This is a genomic window from Spirillospora sp. NPDC046719, assembly GCF_040645715.1.
Taxonomy (GTDB): Bacteria; Actinomycetota; Actinomycetes; order Streptosporangiales; family Streptosporangiaceae; genus Spirillospora.
This window is the reverse complement of sequence record NZ_JBEYYT010000202.1, coordinates 1-16386: the sequence shown is the minus strand read 5'-3', so window position 1 is coordinate 16386 and position 16386 is coordinate 1. Positions and strand designations below refer to the sequence as shown.

Genomic DNA, 16386 nt, shown 5'->3' with positions numbered 1-16386 from the left:
GCCCCGCCCCGCGCCCGGGGGCCCCTGGCCGACATCGTCGAGGGCCACGGGGACCGCGCGCTCGCGCTCCCCCTCGACGTCACCGACAAGGAGCAGATCGCCGCCGCGGTCAAGCGCGCGGAGGACGCGTTCGGCCGCATCGACGTCCTCGTCAACAACGCCGGGTACGGCTACCTCGCCGCCGTCGAGGAGGGCGAGGACGCCGAGGTCCGCGCGCTGTTCGACACGAACGTCTTCGGGCTCGCGGACGTCACCAAGGCCGTCCTGCCCGGGATGCGCGCGCGCCGCTCCGGCAACATCGTCAACGTGTCCTCGCTCGGCGGGCTCGCCGCGTTCGGCGCGACCGGCTACTACCACGCGACGAAGTTCGCCGTCGAGGGGCTCTCGGAGTCCCTCGCCGCCGAGGTCGGGCCGCTCGGCATCCACGTCACGATCGTCGAACCGGGGGCCTTCCGGACGAACTGGTCGGGACCGTCGATGAAGCAGTCGTCCGTCTCGATCGACGACTACGCCGGCACCGCCGGGGCGCGCCGGACCTCCACCCTCGCGACCTACGGCAGCCAGCCGGGCGACCCGGTGCGCGCCGCGCGGGCGATCATCGGCGCGGTCGAGGCGGACGAGCCGCCGCTGCGGCTGCTCCTCGGCCGGGTCGCGTTCGACGTCGCCAACGCGCGCCTCGACCGGCTCCGCACGGAGTTCGAGAACTGGCGCGACGTCACCCTCGGCGCGGACTACCCGGAGACCGCCTGACGTAGGAGCCGTCGCGGCGCTCGTAGACGGGGTCGGCGGTGTCCCACGCCTCGTCCCGCAGCGCACGCTTGATCACCTTGTTCGTCGGGGTGCGCGGGAGCTCCGCGACGATCCGGACGTAGCGCGGCGCCCACTTCGTCCCGAGGTCGGGCTGGGCGGCCAGGAACGCGGCGAAGGCGCCGGGGGCGAACGCGCGCCCCGGCGCCATCGCGACCGCCGCCATCACCTGGTCGCCCACGTGCTCGTCCGGCACCGCGTAGACGGCGACGTCCGCGAACGCGTCGAACCGGGCGAGCAGCCGCTCGACGGGCGCGGCGGCGAAGTTCTCGCCGTCCACCCGGAGCCAGTCGCTGTCGCGGCCGGCGAAGTACCAGTAGCCGTCGGCGTCGCGGTAGGCGAGGTCGCCCGACCAGGTCCAGCCGTTGCGGACGCGCTTCGCCGTCGCCTCGGGGTTGTTGTAGTAGCCCTCGAACTTGCCGGCGCCCTTCATGTCGACGATCTCGCCGATCGCCTCGTCGGCGTTCAGCAGCTCGCCGTGCGGGCCGAACTTCGCGGGCGGGCATTCGCGCAGCGTGTCCGGGTCCATCACCACGGTGCCCGCCTCCGCGACGCCCAACGAGCCGGGCGGCGTGCCCGGGACGCGGGTGAGCCGGATCTCGCCCTCGCTCGACCCGTAGGAGTCGATGACGGTGCAGCCGAAGCGGCGCGCGAACTCCTCGATGTCGCGCTGCGCCGCCTCGTTGCCGAACGCGATCCGCAGCGGGTTGTCCGCGTCGTCCGGCTTCTCGGGGACGGCGAGGATGTAGTTCAGCGGCTTGCCGACGTAGTTGAAGAACGTGACGCCGTAGCGGCGGACGTCCGGCAGGAACCCCGACGCGGAGAACCTGCGGCGCAGCGCCACGCACCCGCCGGTCGCGACCGCCGGGGCGATCCCGGCCATCAGCGCGTTGGAGTGGAACATCGGCATCACGACGTAGAACACGTCGTCGCGGGTGAGCCTGCGCCGGTCGCGCTGCTGGACCGCGATCCGGCCGAGCCGGCCCTGCGTGCAGACGACCGCCTTCGGCGCGGACGTCGTCCCGGACGTGAACACCAGCGAGAAGATCGTCTGCGGGGCGACCGGCCCGATCGGGGCGGGACGGGCGGCGGCGAGCGCCTCGGCGTAGGCGCCGCCGTCCACGGTCAGCACCGGCAGGTCCGGGACGAGGCCCTCGATCAGCGGGGCCCGGGACGTCTCGGTGACCAGCAGCGCGCAGTCGGTGTGCGTGATGTCGCGGGCCAGCTCGGTGCCGCGCCGCGTCGGGTTCAGCTCGACCACCGGGACGCCCGCGAGAGCCGCGCCGAGCAGCCAGAACAGGTGCTCGGGCCCGTTCTCCAGGAACAGCCCGACATGCCACGGCCTGTCCCGTCCGGCGGCGCGCCCGCCGCCCCCGTCGCCCGCCGCGAGTCCGGCGCGGAGCCGGGCCTCCGCGACGACCTCGCGCCACGTCCACGAGCGGTCCTCGAACCACAGGCCCGTCCGGTCGTCGTCCGCGCGCGCGGCGACCAGCTCGGCGAACGTGATCGCCTCGGGCGGCCGGTCGTCCCCCAGCACCTCTGCCATCTGTCCCTCCCGCTCCCCAAGCTCGACCACCCCGGGCCCCGCCCTCGCTCCCCGTCCCACTCACCGGGACCCGTACCGCCCGAAGGGTCAGGCGCGGTGGGGGCGGTTCGTCCAGCCCTGGTCGTCGGCGCGGACGAACCAGCCGGACGCGGCGAGCGTGCCGCCGTCGACGGGGACCGTGTGGCCGGTGACGAAGCGGGCGTCGTCGGAGGCGAGGAACGCGACGACCGCCGCGTAGTCGTCCGGCTCGCCGAACCGGGCGAGCGGCACCCAGGTGTGCTCCAGGCCCTCGTCGTAGCCGCGCCGCATCCACGCGACCGGGGTCTGCTCGGTGTTGGCGAGGTCGGGCGCGATCGCGTTGACGCGGACGCCGTGCCGGCCGACCGCGACGGCGAGGCTGCGGGTGAACGCCGAGACGCCCGCGTTGAACGCCGAGTACACCGGGTGCTGCGGGATGCCGCGGAACGCCTCGACGGTCGAGTTGTTGACGATGCTCCCCGCCCCCCGCTCGATCATCGCGGGCAGCAGCGCGTGGGTGAGCTTGAAGACGTGCAGCAGGTTCAGCTCGTAGAGCCGCTGCCACTGCTCCGGCGTGCTGTCCTGGAAGGACGGGGCGGCCGGCCGGAAGTCGCCGACGTTGTTGACCAGCACGTCCACGCGCCCGTGCGCCAGCGCCGCGGCCGTCACCTCCGCGACCGTGGCGTCCTCGACGATGTCGCCGATCACGGTGACGCACCGGCCGCCGGCCGCCTCGATGTCGCGCCGCGCGCGCTCGGCGGCGTCCGCGTCGATGTCGTTGAGGACGACGAGGTCGCCGCCGGCGGCGAGGCGGCGGGAGACCGCTCCCCCGATGCCGAGCGCGCCGCCGGTGACCACGCTGATCCGGGTGCCGTCAGGCATCGCGGCGCCTCCGGACGGGCCGGGTCTCGATCGAGTCGATGCGCTGCTCGCGGCGGGCGATCCGCCACGTCCCGCCGTCGTGCCGGTACGCGTCGGTGTAGCGGCAGTTCCACACCAGGTCGGACGTCCTGCCGTCGTCGCGTTCGGTCAGGTGGTGCGCGACGCAGGCGATCTCCCCGGTGGCGGTGCCGGGTCCGGGCCCGGCGTCGAACACCTGGCCGACGAGGGCGTGGAACGTGACCGGGATGCCGTCCAGCGCCGCGAGCGTCGCGGCGATCTCCGCGCGCCCGGTGAAGGTGCGGACCGGGTCGAGCACGTCGGGGGCGGACGGCAGGACGAGCACCGCGTCGGCGGTGAACAGCCCCGCCATCGCGTCGATCTCGCGGCGGTCGGCGTACAGGGCGTAGCGGGCGACCAGGTCGAGGAGCTCGACCCGGTCGCCGGCCGGCAGCGTCATGACAGCCCGAGCCGCTGCGCGCACGCCGACAGCTCGTCCTTCGCCTCGTCCAGGTCCGTTGTCACGTTCCCGCGCAGGACGAGCCGCCCGGCGCCGAGGGCCGCCAGCTTCTCCGCCTTCTCCGGCGTGACCGCCGACAGCGAATGGCCGAGCGTGAGCTCCAGCGCGTCCGGGTCGCGGCCGTTCCTCTCCGCCTCCTCGCGCATCAGCGCGACGAGACCGCGCAGCTCGTCGCCGGCGACGCCGAGCGGCTGGAGACCGTCGCCGTACCGGCCGGCGCGCCTCGCCGCCGCCTTCGTGTGGCCGCCGACGTGGATCGGCACGCCGCCCTTCTGCACCGGCTTCGGGTAGCTCATCGCCCCCTTGAACCGGAAGAACTCGCCGTCGTGCGACGCGCCCTCCGGCCCCGTCTCCGCCCACAGCTTGCGCAGCACCTGGAGCTGCTCGTCGCCGCGGCGGCCGCGCGAGTCGAAGTCGGCGCCGCACGCCTCGATCTCCTCGCGCATCCAGCCCATGCCGACGACCAGCCGCAGCCGCCCGCCGGACAGCGCGTCGACCGTCGCGAGCCGCTTCGCGAGCATCACCGGATGGTGGTTCGGCAGGACGAGCACGCCCGTCGCCAGCCCGATCCGGCTGGTCCGCCCGGCGAGGAACGCCAGCAGGTCCAGCGGGTCGGGGATGTCCAGGTCGTCCGCCAGCTCCATCCTCCCGGAGCTGTCGTAGGGGTAGACGGAGGAGTAGCCGCTCGCCACCACCGCGTGCTCGACCGCGCCGACGGACTCGTAACCGCAGTCCTCGGCGTGCCGGACGTACTCCCCGATCCACTCGGGATCGGCGGTCACGCCCGCCGCGACCGGCAGCAGGACGGCGTACTTCATGCGCTCTCCTCGTTCGTCGCGGCGGCGGCGCGCCCGGCGCGGCGGCCGAAGAACGTGCCGTCGCCCAGGGACGTCCCGCTGACGTACCCCTCGCCGTGCATCCCGGACGCGGCGCGGCCCGCCGCGTACAGGCCGGGCACCGGAACGCCCGAGTTGTTCAGGACCTCGCCGTCGATGGTCGTGTGCAGCCCGCCGAGCGTGAACCCGGACGCGCCGCTCGCCGGCCCGCCGGTGCCGCCGAAGAAGCCCGCGCCGGGGTCGATCGCCGCGAACGGGGGCTTCAGCGGCCGCAGCCACTTCGGGTCCTTGTGGAAGTAGGGGTCCTCGCCCTTCGCGGCGTGCCGGTTGTACGTCTCGACCGTCGCCTCCAGCGCGCCGGGCGGCATGCCGAGCGACTCCTCCAGCTCGGCGAGGGTCTCGGCGGCGTACTTCGGCAGGACGCCCCACCGGTCCGCCTCGGGGACGGACTCGTACCCCTCCTCGTCGATGATCGTCCAGTAGGGGCCGGGCTGGTCGCGGACCGCGTGGACGCTCCAGTGGCCCGGGTAGACGTCCTCGTTGAGGAACCGGCGGCCGAGGCCGTCCACGAGCATGCCGCGGCACACCATCGCGGGCAGCGCGGTCAGCGCGATCTCGACCACGCCCATCCGCCGGGTCGCGGCGCCGGCCGCCGCCGCCATCCGGATACCGGACCCGTCGTCGAGGCCGTCGCTGACCTTGCCGTGCCCGAGCAGCACCGGGGCGTGGTCGGCCAGCATCTCCTCGTTGTCGACGAACCCGCCGGTGGTGAGCACCACCGCGCGCCTCGCCCGGTAGGTGACCCGCTCGCCGTACTTGCGCGCGACGAGCCCGGCGACGCGCCCGTCCCCGTCCAGGACGAGGTTGGACGCCACGGTGTCGACGTGGGTGACCGCACCGGCGGCGGTCGCCGCCGCCGACAGCTTCTCCATCAGCACGGCGCCGCCGAACCCGCTCGCCGCCGGACGGTGCCCGCGCGGGACGGGCCGCGCGACCGTGTTGTACGGCCAGGCGTTCTCGCCCAGCCACATCAGCCCGTCCTCCGACATCGGCATCCACGTCGGCGCGTCGTAGAAGCTGGGGTTGAACGTGACGCCGCACTCGCGGAACCACTCGAAGTGCTCGACGCTCCCGTCGCAGTACAGCCGGATCTTCGCGGTGTCGGCGTTCGGGCCGAGCGCCTTCACCAGGTAGGCGTACATGTTGTCGGGGTCGTCGTCGAAGCCGCAGGCCTTCTGCACCTCGGTGCCGCCGCCGAGGTACAGCTCGCCGCCGGACTGCGCCGACGACCCGCCGGGCCCGCTCGCCCGCTCCAGGACCAGGACGTCCGCGCCGGCGCGGGCCGCCTCGAAGGCCGCCGCCGCGCCCGCGCAGCCGAACCCGACCACGAGCACGTCGCACTCGTGGTCGAACGCGCCGATCTCGCCGGCCGGGACCGGCTCGACCGAGGACCGTGGCGTCACCGGCTCACTTCCCCTGGGGGGCGAAGGCGGCCAGCGGCTCGGACCCCGACCAGTCGTGGCCCCAGTAGCTGTCCTTGGTGATCTCCTCGGCGGTGTAGTACGTCTCGTCGACGAGCATGCCCTCGCAGCCGTACTCGACGTCCCAGCCGCCGGGGGCGCGCACGTAGAACGACACCATCTTGTCGTTGGTGTGGCGGCCGAGCGTGGAGGAGATCGAGAAGCCACGCTCCTTCACCGCGTCGAGCGCCATGCCGACCGCGTCGAGGGTGTCGACCTCCACCATCAGGTGCACCAGGCCGGGGGCGCCGTCGTGCGGGGCGGGGCAGATCGCGGCGCTGTGGTGGCGCTGGTTGACGCCCATGAAGCGGATCCGCACGGGGCCGCCGACCTTCATCGCGCCGCGCGGCAGGAAACCGAGCACCTCGTTGTAGAACGTGACGGTCTCGGCGAAGTTCGGGGTGGGCAGCACCACGTGGCCCATGCCCATCGCGCCGGTGACGAACTTCTGCGCGAACCCGGTGCGCAGCGGGCTGTGGTCCAGGACCGGGCCGAAGAACACCTCGACGGGTGTGCCGCCGGGGTCGGTGAACGCGATGACCTCCTCGGCGTCGCGCTCGGCGGACTCCTTCGCGGTCAGCACCGTCACCGCGGTGCCGGACTTCTCGACGGCCTCGCGGACGGCGGCGAGCGCGTACTGGTCGCGGACCTCCCAGCCGACGGCCAGCACCTTGTCGGTGTCGCCGGGCACCAGCTGAAGCCGCGACCGGCGCTCGTCCATGCGCAGGTACAGGCCGTCCGGGTCGGGGCCGCTGCCCTCGGCGAACCCGAGCCCTTCGAGGGCGAACTCGCGCCAGCGGTCGATGTACTGGGTCTGGACCTTCAGATAGCCCAGCCCTCGGATGTGCGTCACTGTCCTCGGTCCCTTCGTGTCGCGGCCCGTACGGCGCCACGGCAGGCGCGGCGGCCGTTCCCGTCAACCTGCCAAATCCGCCGCCGCGTCGCGGCGGCCTTCCCGCTCAGTGAGAGTCTTTCGGCGTGACTCAACGAGGAGGTCGGATGGCGAAGGTCGCGCTCGTCACGGGGGCCAGCCGAGGAATCGGGCGGCGGACGGCGCTGGCGCTCGCGGGCGCCGGGTACGACGTCGCGTTCACCGCGCGGACCGTCGAGGAGGGGGAAGGGCGGATCCCGCCGCGCTACGGGCACGCCGACGCGATCCCGGTGCCGGGCAGCCTGGCGCGGACGCGCGCGGAGATCGAGGCGCTCGGCGCGCGGGCGCTGCCCGTCCCGATGGACCTGCTGGACCGGGCGAGCGTGACGGCGGCCGCCGCGGCGGTCCTGGACGCCTGGGGCCGCGTGGACGTGCTGGTCAACAACGCGGTGGCGCACCTCGCGGGCACCCACGAGCGGTTCCTCGACCTGGACGTCGGCGTCGCGGAGCGCGTCATGGCCGGCAACTACCTGAACCAGATCGCGCTGATCCAGGCGGTGCTGCCGGCGATGCTCGAACGGGGCGGCGGGACGATCGTGAACCTGTGCTCCGGCTCGGCGACCAGCGACCCGCCGGGGCCGCCCGGCGAGGGCGGCTGGGGCGTGGCGTACGCGGCGTCCAAGGCGGCGTTCGGCCGGCTCGCGGGCGCGGTCAACGCCGAGTACCTCGGCCGCGGGATCCGCGCGTTCAACCTCGACCCCGGCTTCGTGGTCACCGACGCGGGCGCGGCGCGCGGCGGCCTCACCACGCTGCAGGACGAGGGGTTCGAGCCGACGCCGGAGGAGGCGCCCGCCGCCGCCGTCGTCTGGCTCGTCACCGCGCCGGACGCGGACGCGTTCCTCGGCCGGGTGATCTGGACCCCGAAGCTCGTCGCCGACCGCGGCCTGCTTCGTTGACCGGTCTGCTGCGTTGACCGAACTGCGTCGCTGACCGGACTGCTGCGCTGACGTGCGGCGGGTCGCCGCCATGACGGCGGCCCGCCGCGGGCGCACGTCAGATCATGGAGCGCATCGGGCCCTGCGGGGGCTCGATGTCCAGGTCGGTCAGCGCGGAGACGTGGTACACCGAGCCCGGGACGTGGATGGCGTGCGCGAGGCCGACGTGCGCGTCCCGCCAGAACCGCTGGATCGGGTTGTCGGTGCGCATCGCGTTGCCGCCGGACCGCACGACGATCTCGTTCATCGCGTGCACCGCGCGCCACGCGGCGCGGACCTGCGTGCGGCGGCCCGCCGCCCGGTCGGCGAAGCTGATCTCCTCGCCGGCCGCGACCCGGTCGTACATCCGCGAGCAGTTGTCCAGCAGCGCGGTCCGGGACGCCTTGATCTCCTCGGCGGCCTCGCTGATCGCGTACAGCACGTACGGGTCGTCCTTGATCTTCGTGCCGGTGATCTGGACGCGGTTGCGCTGGTAGGCCAGGTGGTGGTGCAGCGCGCCCTCGGCGATGCCGATCACGGCGGCGGTGATGCCGAGCGGGAACACGCAGGAGAACGGCATCAGGTAGGCGGGGTTGGTCAGCCCCGCCTCGCGCGGCGCCGACCCGTCCACGACCTTGTCGTACCAGAGCGTCCGGTACGACGGGACGAACGCGTCCTTGACGATGATGTCCTTGCTGCCGGTGCCCTTCAGCCCCGCGACGTCCCAGGAGTCGGCGACGATCTCGTAGTCCGAGCGCGGCAGGATCAGGTGCAGCGACCGCGGCGGCTGCGCCATCTTGCCGTCCTCGTCGCCGAGCATCCCGCCGAGGAAGATCCAGTCGCAGTGGTCGGTGCCGGACGAGAACTGCCAGCGGCCGTTGAAGACGTAACCGCCGTCGACCGGCCGGGCGATGCCCATCGGCGCGTACGGGGACGCGATCCACGTGTCGGGGTCCTGGCCCCAGATCTCCTCGCGGACCTTCGGGTCGGCGTAGGCCATCTCCCACGGGTGGACGCCGACGATCCCGGCGACCCAGCCCGTCGAGCCGTCGAGGGAGGCGATCCCCATCACCGTCTCGGCGAACTCGCGGGGGTGCACCTCCAGCCCGCCGTGCGCGCGCGGCTGCAGCTGGCGGATCACACCGGCGTCGCGCAGCGCCTTCGCGGCCTGGTCGTCGAGCCGGCCGAGCGACTCGTTCGCGGGGCCGAGCGCGCGGATCTCCTCGGCCCGCTCCATCATCGCGTCGAGCACGGGGTTCGTCATCAAGTCCTCCGATGTGTCCGTCAGCCGTCGTAGCTGATCCTGAGCCGGTCGCTGACCGGCCTCGCCTGGCAGGCGAGGATGAGGCCGTCGGCGAGATCCTGCTCGTCGAGGACCGAGTTGGCGTCGAGCGCGACCTCCCCTTCCAGGGCCACGCAGGCGCAGGCCGAGCAGTTGCCCTCCCGGCACGAGAACGGGGCGTCGACCCCGGCGCGCAGCAGCGCGTCCAGCAGCAGTTGCGACTTCGGCCAGGGCACCGTCTGCGTCTCGCCGTCGATCTCCACCTCGATCTCGGCGACGCCGGCCTCGTCGGCCTCGGTCGGCGGCTCCTCGTCCGGCTCCTCGAAGGGGTCGCCGGTGAGCGAGAAGAAGCGCTCGACGTTCACCCGCATGCCGAGGCCGGTCAGCGCCGCCTCCGCCATGTCCATGAACACGCCCGGCCCGCACACGAACGCCTCCCGGCCGGTGAAGTGCCGGGCGAGCGCGTGGAACGCGGCGGGCGTCGGCAGGCCCTGCACCGACTCCAGCCAGTGCACGACCGTCAGCCGCTCGCCGTGCTCCTCGGTGAGGGCGCGCAGCTCCTCCGCGAAGATCACCGAGCGTTCGTCGCGGTTGGCGTACAGCAGCGTGACGGTGCCGGTGCCGCCCGCCAGGACCGACTTGAGGATCGACATCACCGGGGTGATGCCGCTGCCGCCCGCGACGAGCAGCAGGTCCTCGTCCAGGGAGTGGGGGGTGAACGCGCCGGCGGGCCGCAGCACCTCCAGCACGTCGCCCGCGGCGACGTTGTCGCAGATCCAGTTGGACCCGATCCCCTCGGCGACGCGCTTCACCGTCACTTTGAGCCGCTCGTCGCAGACCGGCGAGCTGCACAGCGAGTACGAGCGCGCGACCCAGCCGTCCCCGGCGGGCACCCGGACCGTGAGGAACTGGCCGGGCCGGTAGGCGAACCGGCCCTCCTCGCCCTCCGCCGGTTCCAGGACGAGCGAGTTCGCGTCGGGCGTCTCCCGGACGACCTCGACGACGCGCGCCTTGAGCGATGCGGTCATGCCCGTCCCGACGCCTTGTCCCCGCCCGCCGTGCCGAGGCCGGCGGCGTGCCGTGCCGCGATGTAGCCGAACACGATGGACGGGCCGATGGTCGCGCCGGGGCCGGCGTACTCGTTGCCCATCACCGACGCCGACGAGTTGCCCGTGACGTAGAGGCCGTCGATCACCGAACCGTCCTCGCGCAGGACGCGGGCGTGCTCGTCGGAGACGAGGCCGCCCTTGGTCCCGAGGTCGCCGACCTCCAGCCGGAACGCGTAGTACGGCGCGGTCTCCAGCGGGTCGAGGTTCGGGTTCTTCAGGTTCGGGTCGCCGTAGTAGTGGTCGTAGGCGGAGTCGCCGCGGCCGAAGTCGGGGTCCTTGCCGTCGCGGGCGTACCCGTTGAACGTCCGGACCGTCTCCTCCAGCGCGTCCGCCGGGACGCCGATCTTCTCCGCCAGCTCCTTCAGCGAGTCCGCCTTGAACGCGATGCCCTTGTCGTAGAACGCCTTCGGGATCGGCGCGCCCGGCAGGATCTGCGCGAACGGGTAGCGGGCGCGGGCCTTGGCGTCCATCACGAAGAAGGCGGGGACGTGCCCGCCCTCCAGCTGGTCGTGGACGAAGTTGACGTACGGGGCGGCCTCGTTGGTGAACCGCCTGCCCTCCGCGTTCACGATGACCTGCCGGGGGATGGCGCGCTCGGACACCAGCGGGATCACCGCGCCGAGCGGGTGCCGGACGGCCGGCATCCACCACGCGTCGTCCATCAGGTCGATCGCGGCGCCGAGGTCCTCGCCGAGCCGGATGCCGTCGCCGGTGTTCTCGCGGGCGCCCATGGCGAAGTCCTCTTGGCCGCCCTTGGGCAGGTACTTGTCCCGCATCTCCTGGTTGTGGTCGAACCCGCCGGTCGCCAGGAGCACGCCCTTGGTGCCGCGGATCCGCAGCGTCTTCCCGTCGCGGGTCTGCGCGACGACCCCGATCACGCGGCCGTCGCCGTCGGTGACCAGCTCGGTCATCGCCGTCTTCAGCCACAGCGGGATCCCGGCGTCCTTCAGCGCCATCCGCAGCCGCGCGACGAGCGCGCGCCCGCCGGTCGCCATGTGCCGGCGCCGGACCATGTTGGACGACACGCGCCACGCCGCGACCAGCGACGCGCGGCGGCCCGCCCACGTCCGCTTGGCCATCGCGAGGTCGTGGTAGTCCTTCGCGGTCACCCAGAGCCCGAGCGGGCCCTTCATGTTGTTGGGCCGCTGGTACTGCTCGTCCTCGCCGAGCTTGCGGGTGTCGAACGGCTTGGCCTCGATGGACCGGCCGAGCGGCCGCCCGCCCTCCAGCTCGGGGTGGTAGTCGGCGTAGCCCTTCGTCCAGAAGAACTTCATCCACTTGCTGCGGCAGATGAGCTCCATGGCGGCGGGGCCGTTGTCGACGTAGGCGTCGAGCCGGGCCGCGGGAACCTTCCCCTGGGTGAGCAGGTCGAGGTAGCGGCGGATCGACTCGCGGCTGTCGTCGTGCCCGCGCGCCTTCAGCGTCGGGTTGTTCGGGATCCAGATGCCGCCGCCGGACAGCGCGGTGGACCCGCCGAACTTCTTGCCCTTCTCGATGATCAGCGGCTTCAGCCCGGCGTCGTGCGCGGTGAGCGCGGCGGCCATGCCGCCCCCGCCGCTGCCGACGATGACGAGGTCGTACTCCCCGTCCCAGGCCGCACCCTCGCCGGCGCTCATGCCCTGCCCGTCCGAGGGGGGACGACCCCCCGCGCCCCCCGGTTCGCCGGCGCTCATGCCTCGTCCTTACGGGTCAGGAAGGCCAGCACCGCGCTCTCCCAGGCGGCCTTCTGCTCGATCATCACCCAGTGCCCGCAGTTCGGGAAGATGTTGACCTGCACGTTCGGGATCGTCCGCATCGGGACGAGCATCATGTCGACGGGGCTGACCCGGTCGTCGCGCCCCCAGGTGATGAGGGTCTCGGCCTTGAGCCGGTGGAGCATCGCCCAGTAGGGCGGCTCGGGCGAGCGGGCCTGCATCTTGAAGTTCGCGGTCATCGCCGCCGTGGAGTACATGCGCCGCGCGGCGGCGAGGGTGTCGGGGTCGGTGGCCTGCTGCCAGCGCTCCTCGATCAGCTCCTCGGTCACGATTCCCGGGTTGAAGACCATCGAGTGCAGCCACCGGACGAGGCCCTCGCGGGTCGGGTTGTCCGTGAACTCCATCAGCAGCTTGATGCCCTCGCCGGGGCCGGGGCTGAAGATGTTGCGGCCGATCCCGCCGATGGTGACCAGGCGCCGCACCCGCTCGGGGTGCGCGAGGGCCATCTGGGTGCCGACGATGCCGCCCATCGAGTTGCCGATCACGTCGACCTGCTCGAGGCCGAGGCCGTCCAGGAAGCGGATCGCGGCGCCGGACGCGGCGGCCATCGGGTGCTCGTCGGTCGGGTCGCTCACGCCGAACCCGGGGAACTCCAGCACCAGGCAGCGGAAGTGCTCGGCGAACCGCGCCAGGTTGCCGCGGAAGTTGCGCCAGCCCGTCACGCCGGGGCCCGAGCCGTGCAGCATCAGCAGCGGCGGGCCGTCGCCCGCCTCGTGATAGCGCAGGACGCCCTGGTCCGTGGCGAGTTCGCGCAATGTCGACTCGTAGGTCAGCTCCGTGGGCATGTTCTCAGTCCTTCTGGGTGGCTTGCCGGAAACCTAACGGGCGTTTGGTCAGGACCGTCCAGTGGATTCCCGATCAGCGGGACGTTCGCCGGAGGGGCCGCCCGGGGGCCCTCTTGACGGCTCGCCGGGCGCGGGCTTCCACTCATTGGGATCAGGGGGCGCGCGCGGCGCCGCGCGTGCCTACGTTCCGGTGCATCGAGACCGGCGACAGCGTCCGAGAGCCGCGAGGTGACTTCATGCCAGCAGAGCCAGCGCTCACCGCAGAAGCAGCAGGGAACACCGGGCCGGCGGAGCCCGCGGACTCCCCCGACCCCCTGGAGTTCCGGCGGGCGATGGCGGAGTTCGCCACCGGCGTCACCGTGGTGACCGCGCTCGACGGGGACGAACCCGTCGGGTTCGCCTGCCAGTCGTTCGCGTCGGTGTCGCTCGAACCGCCGCTGATCCTGTTCTGCGCGGACCGGCGCGGCCGCTCGTGGCCCCGGATCCGCTCCGCCGGCCGGTTCTGCGTGAACGTCCTCGGCGAGGAGCAGGCCGACCTGTGCGCGCGGTTCGGGTCGAGCCGCGGCCTGAAGTACGAGGGGCTCGACTGGGACCTGTCCCCGCACGGCACCCCCCAGCTCCGGGACGTCCTGCTGAACGTGCACGCCGCCGTCCACGCCGTGCACGAGGCCGGCGACCACGACGTGGTGATCGGCCGGGTGCTGTCGGTCCGCGTGCACGAGGCCCCGGGCGGGGTGTGGCGCCGGCCGATGCTGTTCTTCCGCAGCCGGTTCGGCGTGCACCCGCCCGAGGTGCCGTTCGCCCCCGACCCGTGGGGCGAGGGCGACCGCTGGGGCTGGGGCTGAGTTCACATGGATGAGCGGGTCACATCCAGTCGCCGCGGCCGTCCACCGCGAGCAGCCGGTTCATGGTCGCGGCGGACCAGGTGTGCTCCGGGACGGGGCGGTCGGTGTGCGCGCGCCGGGTCCGGCCGCCGGGACGTCCCGCCGCCGCGGAGCCGGGGAACAGCACCTGCGAGGTCTCGCGGGCGGCGGTGACGACGAGGGGCGCGACGTTCTCCAGCGGCGTGTGGATGTCGCCGACCAGGGAGATCCCCGCGACGGGGCCGTCCGCGCCGCGGATCGCGACGGCCACGCAGGCGATGCCGGGGAACGACTCGCCGCGCTCGAACGCCAGCCCGCGGCGCTGCCGGACGCGGTGCAGCTCCTGGTGCAGGGTGCCGAGCTCGCCGATGGTGCGGCTGGTCAGCCGGGTGATCCCGGTGCCGAGCAGCGCGTCCACCTGCTCGGGCTCCAGCCAGGCGAGCATCGCCTTGCCGAGCGCGGTGGAGTGCGCGGGGGCGCGGCCGCCGACCCGGGACGGCACGGAGGCGGCGAGCCGCCCGCCGAGCTTGTCCAGGTAGAAGACCTCGGCGCCGTCCAGCACCGCGAGGTGCGCGACGAGGCCGGTGGTGACCTGCAGCTCGTGCAGGTACGGCGCGGCGGCCTCGCGGATCTTGCCGTGCCCGCCGTCCTGGCCGCCGAGGCCGAGCGCGCGCTGGCCGAGGCCGTAGCCGAAGGAGTGGTGGGCGAGCCACCGCTGCCGGACGAGCTGGTCGAGGATCCGGTGCGCGGTGGAGCGTGGCAGCCCGGTGCGGCGGGCCACGTCCTCCAGCGTGAGCCGGGCCGACGGGCCGTTGAAGGCGTCGAGGATCAGCGTCATCCGCTCGATCATCGAGGGCGGCGCATCGCGCCGCGTGGGCGCGGCCATGGTCTCGGTCATCGCACCTCCCGGGAACACGACTGAAATGAATTCTTGTTGAGTGGAATCTAGCAAGTCCTGGCGCGGACCGGAAGGGGTAGCGTCAGGCCAGGTCACGCAGGAGCATCGGGCATCGGCCTGGAGCTCGGACGACGGCGGGGCCACGAGTAGAACGTTTTTCTGTCGAGAGGGGACGCGATGCATGTCGGCATCGTCACGCCGGTGGTGGCGCAGCCGCCGCTCGGGCACGGCGGCTGGGAGCGGGACGCCGGCATCGAGGAGATCGGGCGGATCGCCGAGACCGCCGACCGGCTCGGCTACCACCATCTGACCTGCAGCGAGCACGTCGCGGTGCCGGTCGAGGCGGCCGAGCAGCGCGGCGGCGTCTACTGGGACCCGCTCGCCACGTTCGGCTACCTCGCCGCCCGCACCGCCCGGATCCGGCTCGCCACCCAGGTGCTCGTGCTCGGCTACCACCACCCGCTCGCGATCGCCAAGCGGTACGGCACCCTCGACCGGGTCAGCGGCGGCCGGCTCACGCTCGGCCTCGGCGTCGGCAGCCTGGAAGAGGAGTTCGACCTGCTCGGCGCGCCGTTCGCCGGACGCGGCGCGCGCGCGGACGACGCCATCGCCGCGCTACGGGCGTCCCTGGGGAAGCGGGTGCCGGAGTACCACGGCGAGCACTACGACTTCTCGGGCATGGTCGTCGAGCCGCACGCCGTCCAGGAGCACGTCCCGTTCTGGATCGGCGGCCGCACGGCCCGCTCCCTGCGCCGCGCGCTCGCCGCCGACGGCTGGGTGCCGTTCGGGCTGCCGCTGTCCCGGCTCGCCGAGATGCTCGCCGAGGCCGACGTCCCGGACGGCTTCGACGTGGTGCTCGGCCCGTCCCGCCCGCTGGACCCGATCGGCGACGCGGAGGGCGCGGGCACGGCGCTCGCCCGGCTGCGGGAGGCGGGCGCGACCGTCGCCGGCGTCCGCATCGCGGCGGAGTCGGCCGCGCACTACCGCGAGCAGCTCGCCGCCCTCCGCGACCTCGCCGGCACCTACGGCCTGACCTTTGGAGACACCCTGTGACGGACCACCCTGTGACGGACCACGCCGTGACCGAGGTCGAGTCCCGGCTCGCCGCCCTCGAAGACCGGCTGCGCGCGCTGGAGGACGAGCGGGAGATCACCCGGCTGATCCTGTCCTACGGGCCGCTGGTCGACAGCGGCTGCGCCGAGGCCGTCGCCGCCCTGTGGGACGAGGACGGCGTGTACGACGTGGACGAGCTGATGATGGACGGCCGCCCCGCGATCGACGCGATGGTCCGCTCCGGCAATCACCGGCGGTGGATCGCGGGCGGCTGCGCGCACTTCGTCGGGCCGCCGCACGTCACCGTGACCGGCGACGAGGCCACCGCCGTCGGCTACACGCTGATGATCGTGCACCAGGAGGACGGCTTCACGCTGCGCCGCGCCACCGCCAACCACTGGACGCTGCGCCGCACCCCGGACGGCTGGAGCGTCACCAACCGGACGAACCGGGTGCTGGACGGCCGCCCCGAGTCCCCCGACCTGCTCGCCTCCCACTTCCCGCACGCCGAACGGACCTGAGCCGGAACCGCCCGGGCGCGCCCCCCCCCCGGGGGGCCCCCCAGGTCGGACTCGGGGGCGACCGCGGGCCCGCCCGCCGGGGCGCCCCGCGCCCGGATCAGGCCCGCCCGGACCTTCGGCGGCGTCGGGGCGGTCAGGAATCCTGACGCG

The 16386-nt window shown here is 73.4% G+C and carries 16 protein-coding genes; 5 read left to right on the top strand and 11 right to left on the bottom strand.

Going from position 1 to position 16386, the window contains the following annotated elements:
- Positions 1–750: oxidoreductase (locus ABZ914_RS29360; RefSeq protein ID WP_500197135.1), on the top strand; the 750-nt coding region annotated here is incomplete at its 5' end.
- Here ABZ914_RS29360 and ABZ914_RS29355 read toward each other — a convergent pair.
- The 6 genes from ABZ914_RS29355 to ABZ914_RS29330 all read right to left on the bottom strand — a co-directional run bounded on the left by ABZ914_RS29355 (position 716) and on the right by ABZ914_RS29330 (position 6979).
- Complete coding sequence (locus tag ABZ914_RS29355) at positions 716–2353, bottom strand: AMP-binding protein (RefSeq protein ID WP_500197134.1); 1638 nt, start codon at positions 2351–2353, stop codon at positions 716–718. The two genes, ABZ914_RS29360 and ABZ914_RS29355, sit on opposite strands and share 35 nt — an antisense overlap.
- Before the next feature lie 87 nt (positions 2354–2440).
- Positions 2441–3253, bottom strand: coding sequence for an SDR family NAD(P)-dependent oxidoreductase (locus ABZ914_RS29350; RefSeq protein ID WP_433246014.1), 813 nt, complete (start codon positions 3251–3253; stop codon positions 2441–2443).
- Entirely contained in the window at positions 3246–3710 is a 465-nt protein-coding gene (locus ABZ914_RS29345) for a nuclear transport factor 2 family protein (protein WP_500197132.1), read from the bottom strand. Before ABZ914_RS29345 ends, ABZ914_RS29350 begins: the two co-directional genes overlap by 8 nt.
- Positions 3707–4588: an LLM class F420-dependent oxidoreductase gene (locus ABZ914_RS29340; protein WP_500197130.1), complete on the bottom strand. Its 882-nt coding sequence runs from the start codon at positions 4586–4588 to the stop codon at positions 3707–3709. The genes ABZ914_RS29345 and ABZ914_RS29340 overlap by 4 nt, the downstream gene beginning before the upstream one ends.
- Positions 4585–6069 carry an FAD-dependent oxidoreductase gene (locus ABZ914_RS29335; RefSeq protein WP_500197128.1) on the bottom strand — a complete coding sequence of 495 codons (1485 nt, stop codon included), beginning with the start codon at positions 6067–6069 and terminating at the stop codon, positions 4585–4587. The genes ABZ914_RS29340 and ABZ914_RS29335 overlap by 4 nt, the downstream gene beginning before the upstream one ends.
- Before the next feature lie 4 nt (positions 6070–6073).
- Entirely contained in the window at positions 6074–6979 is a 906-nt protein-coding gene (locus tag ABZ914_RS29330) for a VOC family protein (RefSeq protein ID WP_500197126.1), read from the bottom strand.
- Positions 6980–7125: 146 nt separating this feature from the next.
- Here ABZ914_RS29330 and ABZ914_RS29325 point away from each other — a divergent pair, with 146 nt between their 5' ends.
- On the top strand, positions 7126–7953 hold the full coding sequence (locus tag ABZ914_RS29325) for an SDR family NAD(P)-dependent oxidoreductase (RefSeq protein WP_190856973.1): 828 nt from the start codon (positions 7126–7128) through the stop codon (positions 7951–7953).
- Positions 7954–8050: 97 nt separating this feature from the next.
- Here ABZ914_RS29325 and ABZ914_RS29320 read toward each other — a convergent pair whose 3' ends face one another.
- Genes ABZ914_RS29320 through ABZ914_RS29305 form a run of 4 tightly spaced genes read right to left on the bottom strand, consistent with a single transcriptional unit; the run spans position 8051 to position 12901 of the window.
- Positions 8051–9235, bottom strand: a complete 1185-nt coding sequence (locus ABZ914_RS29320; protein WP_433148641.1) for an acyl-CoA dehydrogenase family protein — start codon at positions 9233–9235, stop codon at positions 8051–8053.
- 20 nt (positions 9236–9255) lie between these two features.
- Complete coding sequence (locus tag ABZ914_RS29315) at positions 9256–10281, bottom strand: 2Fe-2S iron-sulfur cluster-binding protein (protein WP_500197125.1); 1026 nt, start codon at positions 10279–10281, stop codon at positions 9256–9258.
- The gene (locus tag ABZ914_RS29310) at positions 10278–12035 is read right to left on the bottom strand and encodes an FAD-binding protein (protein WP_500197123.1); all 1758 of its coding nucleotides are present in this window, start codon (positions 12033–12035) and stop codon (positions 10278–10280) included. Before ABZ914_RS29310 ends, ABZ914_RS29315 begins: the two co-directional genes overlap by 4 nt.
- On the bottom strand, positions 12032–12901 hold the full coding sequence (locus ABZ914_RS29305) for an alpha/beta fold hydrolase (RefSeq protein ID WP_500197121.1): 870 nt from the start codon (positions 12899–12901) through the stop codon (positions 12032–12034). The genes ABZ914_RS29310 and ABZ914_RS29305 overlap by 4 nt, the downstream gene beginning before the upstream one ends.
- Positions 12902–13137: 236 nt before the next feature.
- Between ABZ914_RS29305 and ABZ914_RS29300 the strand changes: the two genes are divergently transcribed.
- Positions 13138–13746, top strand: a complete 609-nt coding sequence (locus tag ABZ914_RS29300; protein WP_433148633.1) for a flavin reductase family protein — start codon at positions 13138–13140, stop codon at positions 13744–13746.
- 19 nt (positions 13747–13765) lie between these two features.
- On the opposite strand, the gene ABZ914_RS29295 is transcribed toward ABZ914_RS29300, so the two are convergent.
- Complete coding sequence (locus ABZ914_RS29295; protein WP_190856967.1) at positions 13766–14662, bottom strand: IclR family transcriptional regulator; 897 nt, start codon at positions 14660–14662, stop codon at positions 13766–13768.
- A 177-nt stretch (positions 14663–14839) separates the two neighbouring features.
- Between ABZ914_RS29295 and ABZ914_RS29290 the strand changes: the two genes are divergently transcribed.
- On the top strand, positions 14840–15715 hold the full coding sequence (locus ABZ914_RS29290; protein ID WP_500197119.1) for an LLM class F420-dependent oxidoreductase: 876 nt from the start codon (positions 14840–14842) through the stop codon (positions 15713–15715).
- 26 nt (positions 15716–15741) lie between these two features.
- Positions 15742–16236 carry a nuclear transport factor 2 family protein gene (locus ABZ914_RS29285; protein ID WP_500197117.1) on the top strand — a complete coding sequence of 165 codons (495 nt, stop codon included), beginning with the start codon at positions 15742–15744 and terminating at the stop codon, positions 16234–16236.
- Positions 16237–16386: the final 150 nt, after the last annotated feature.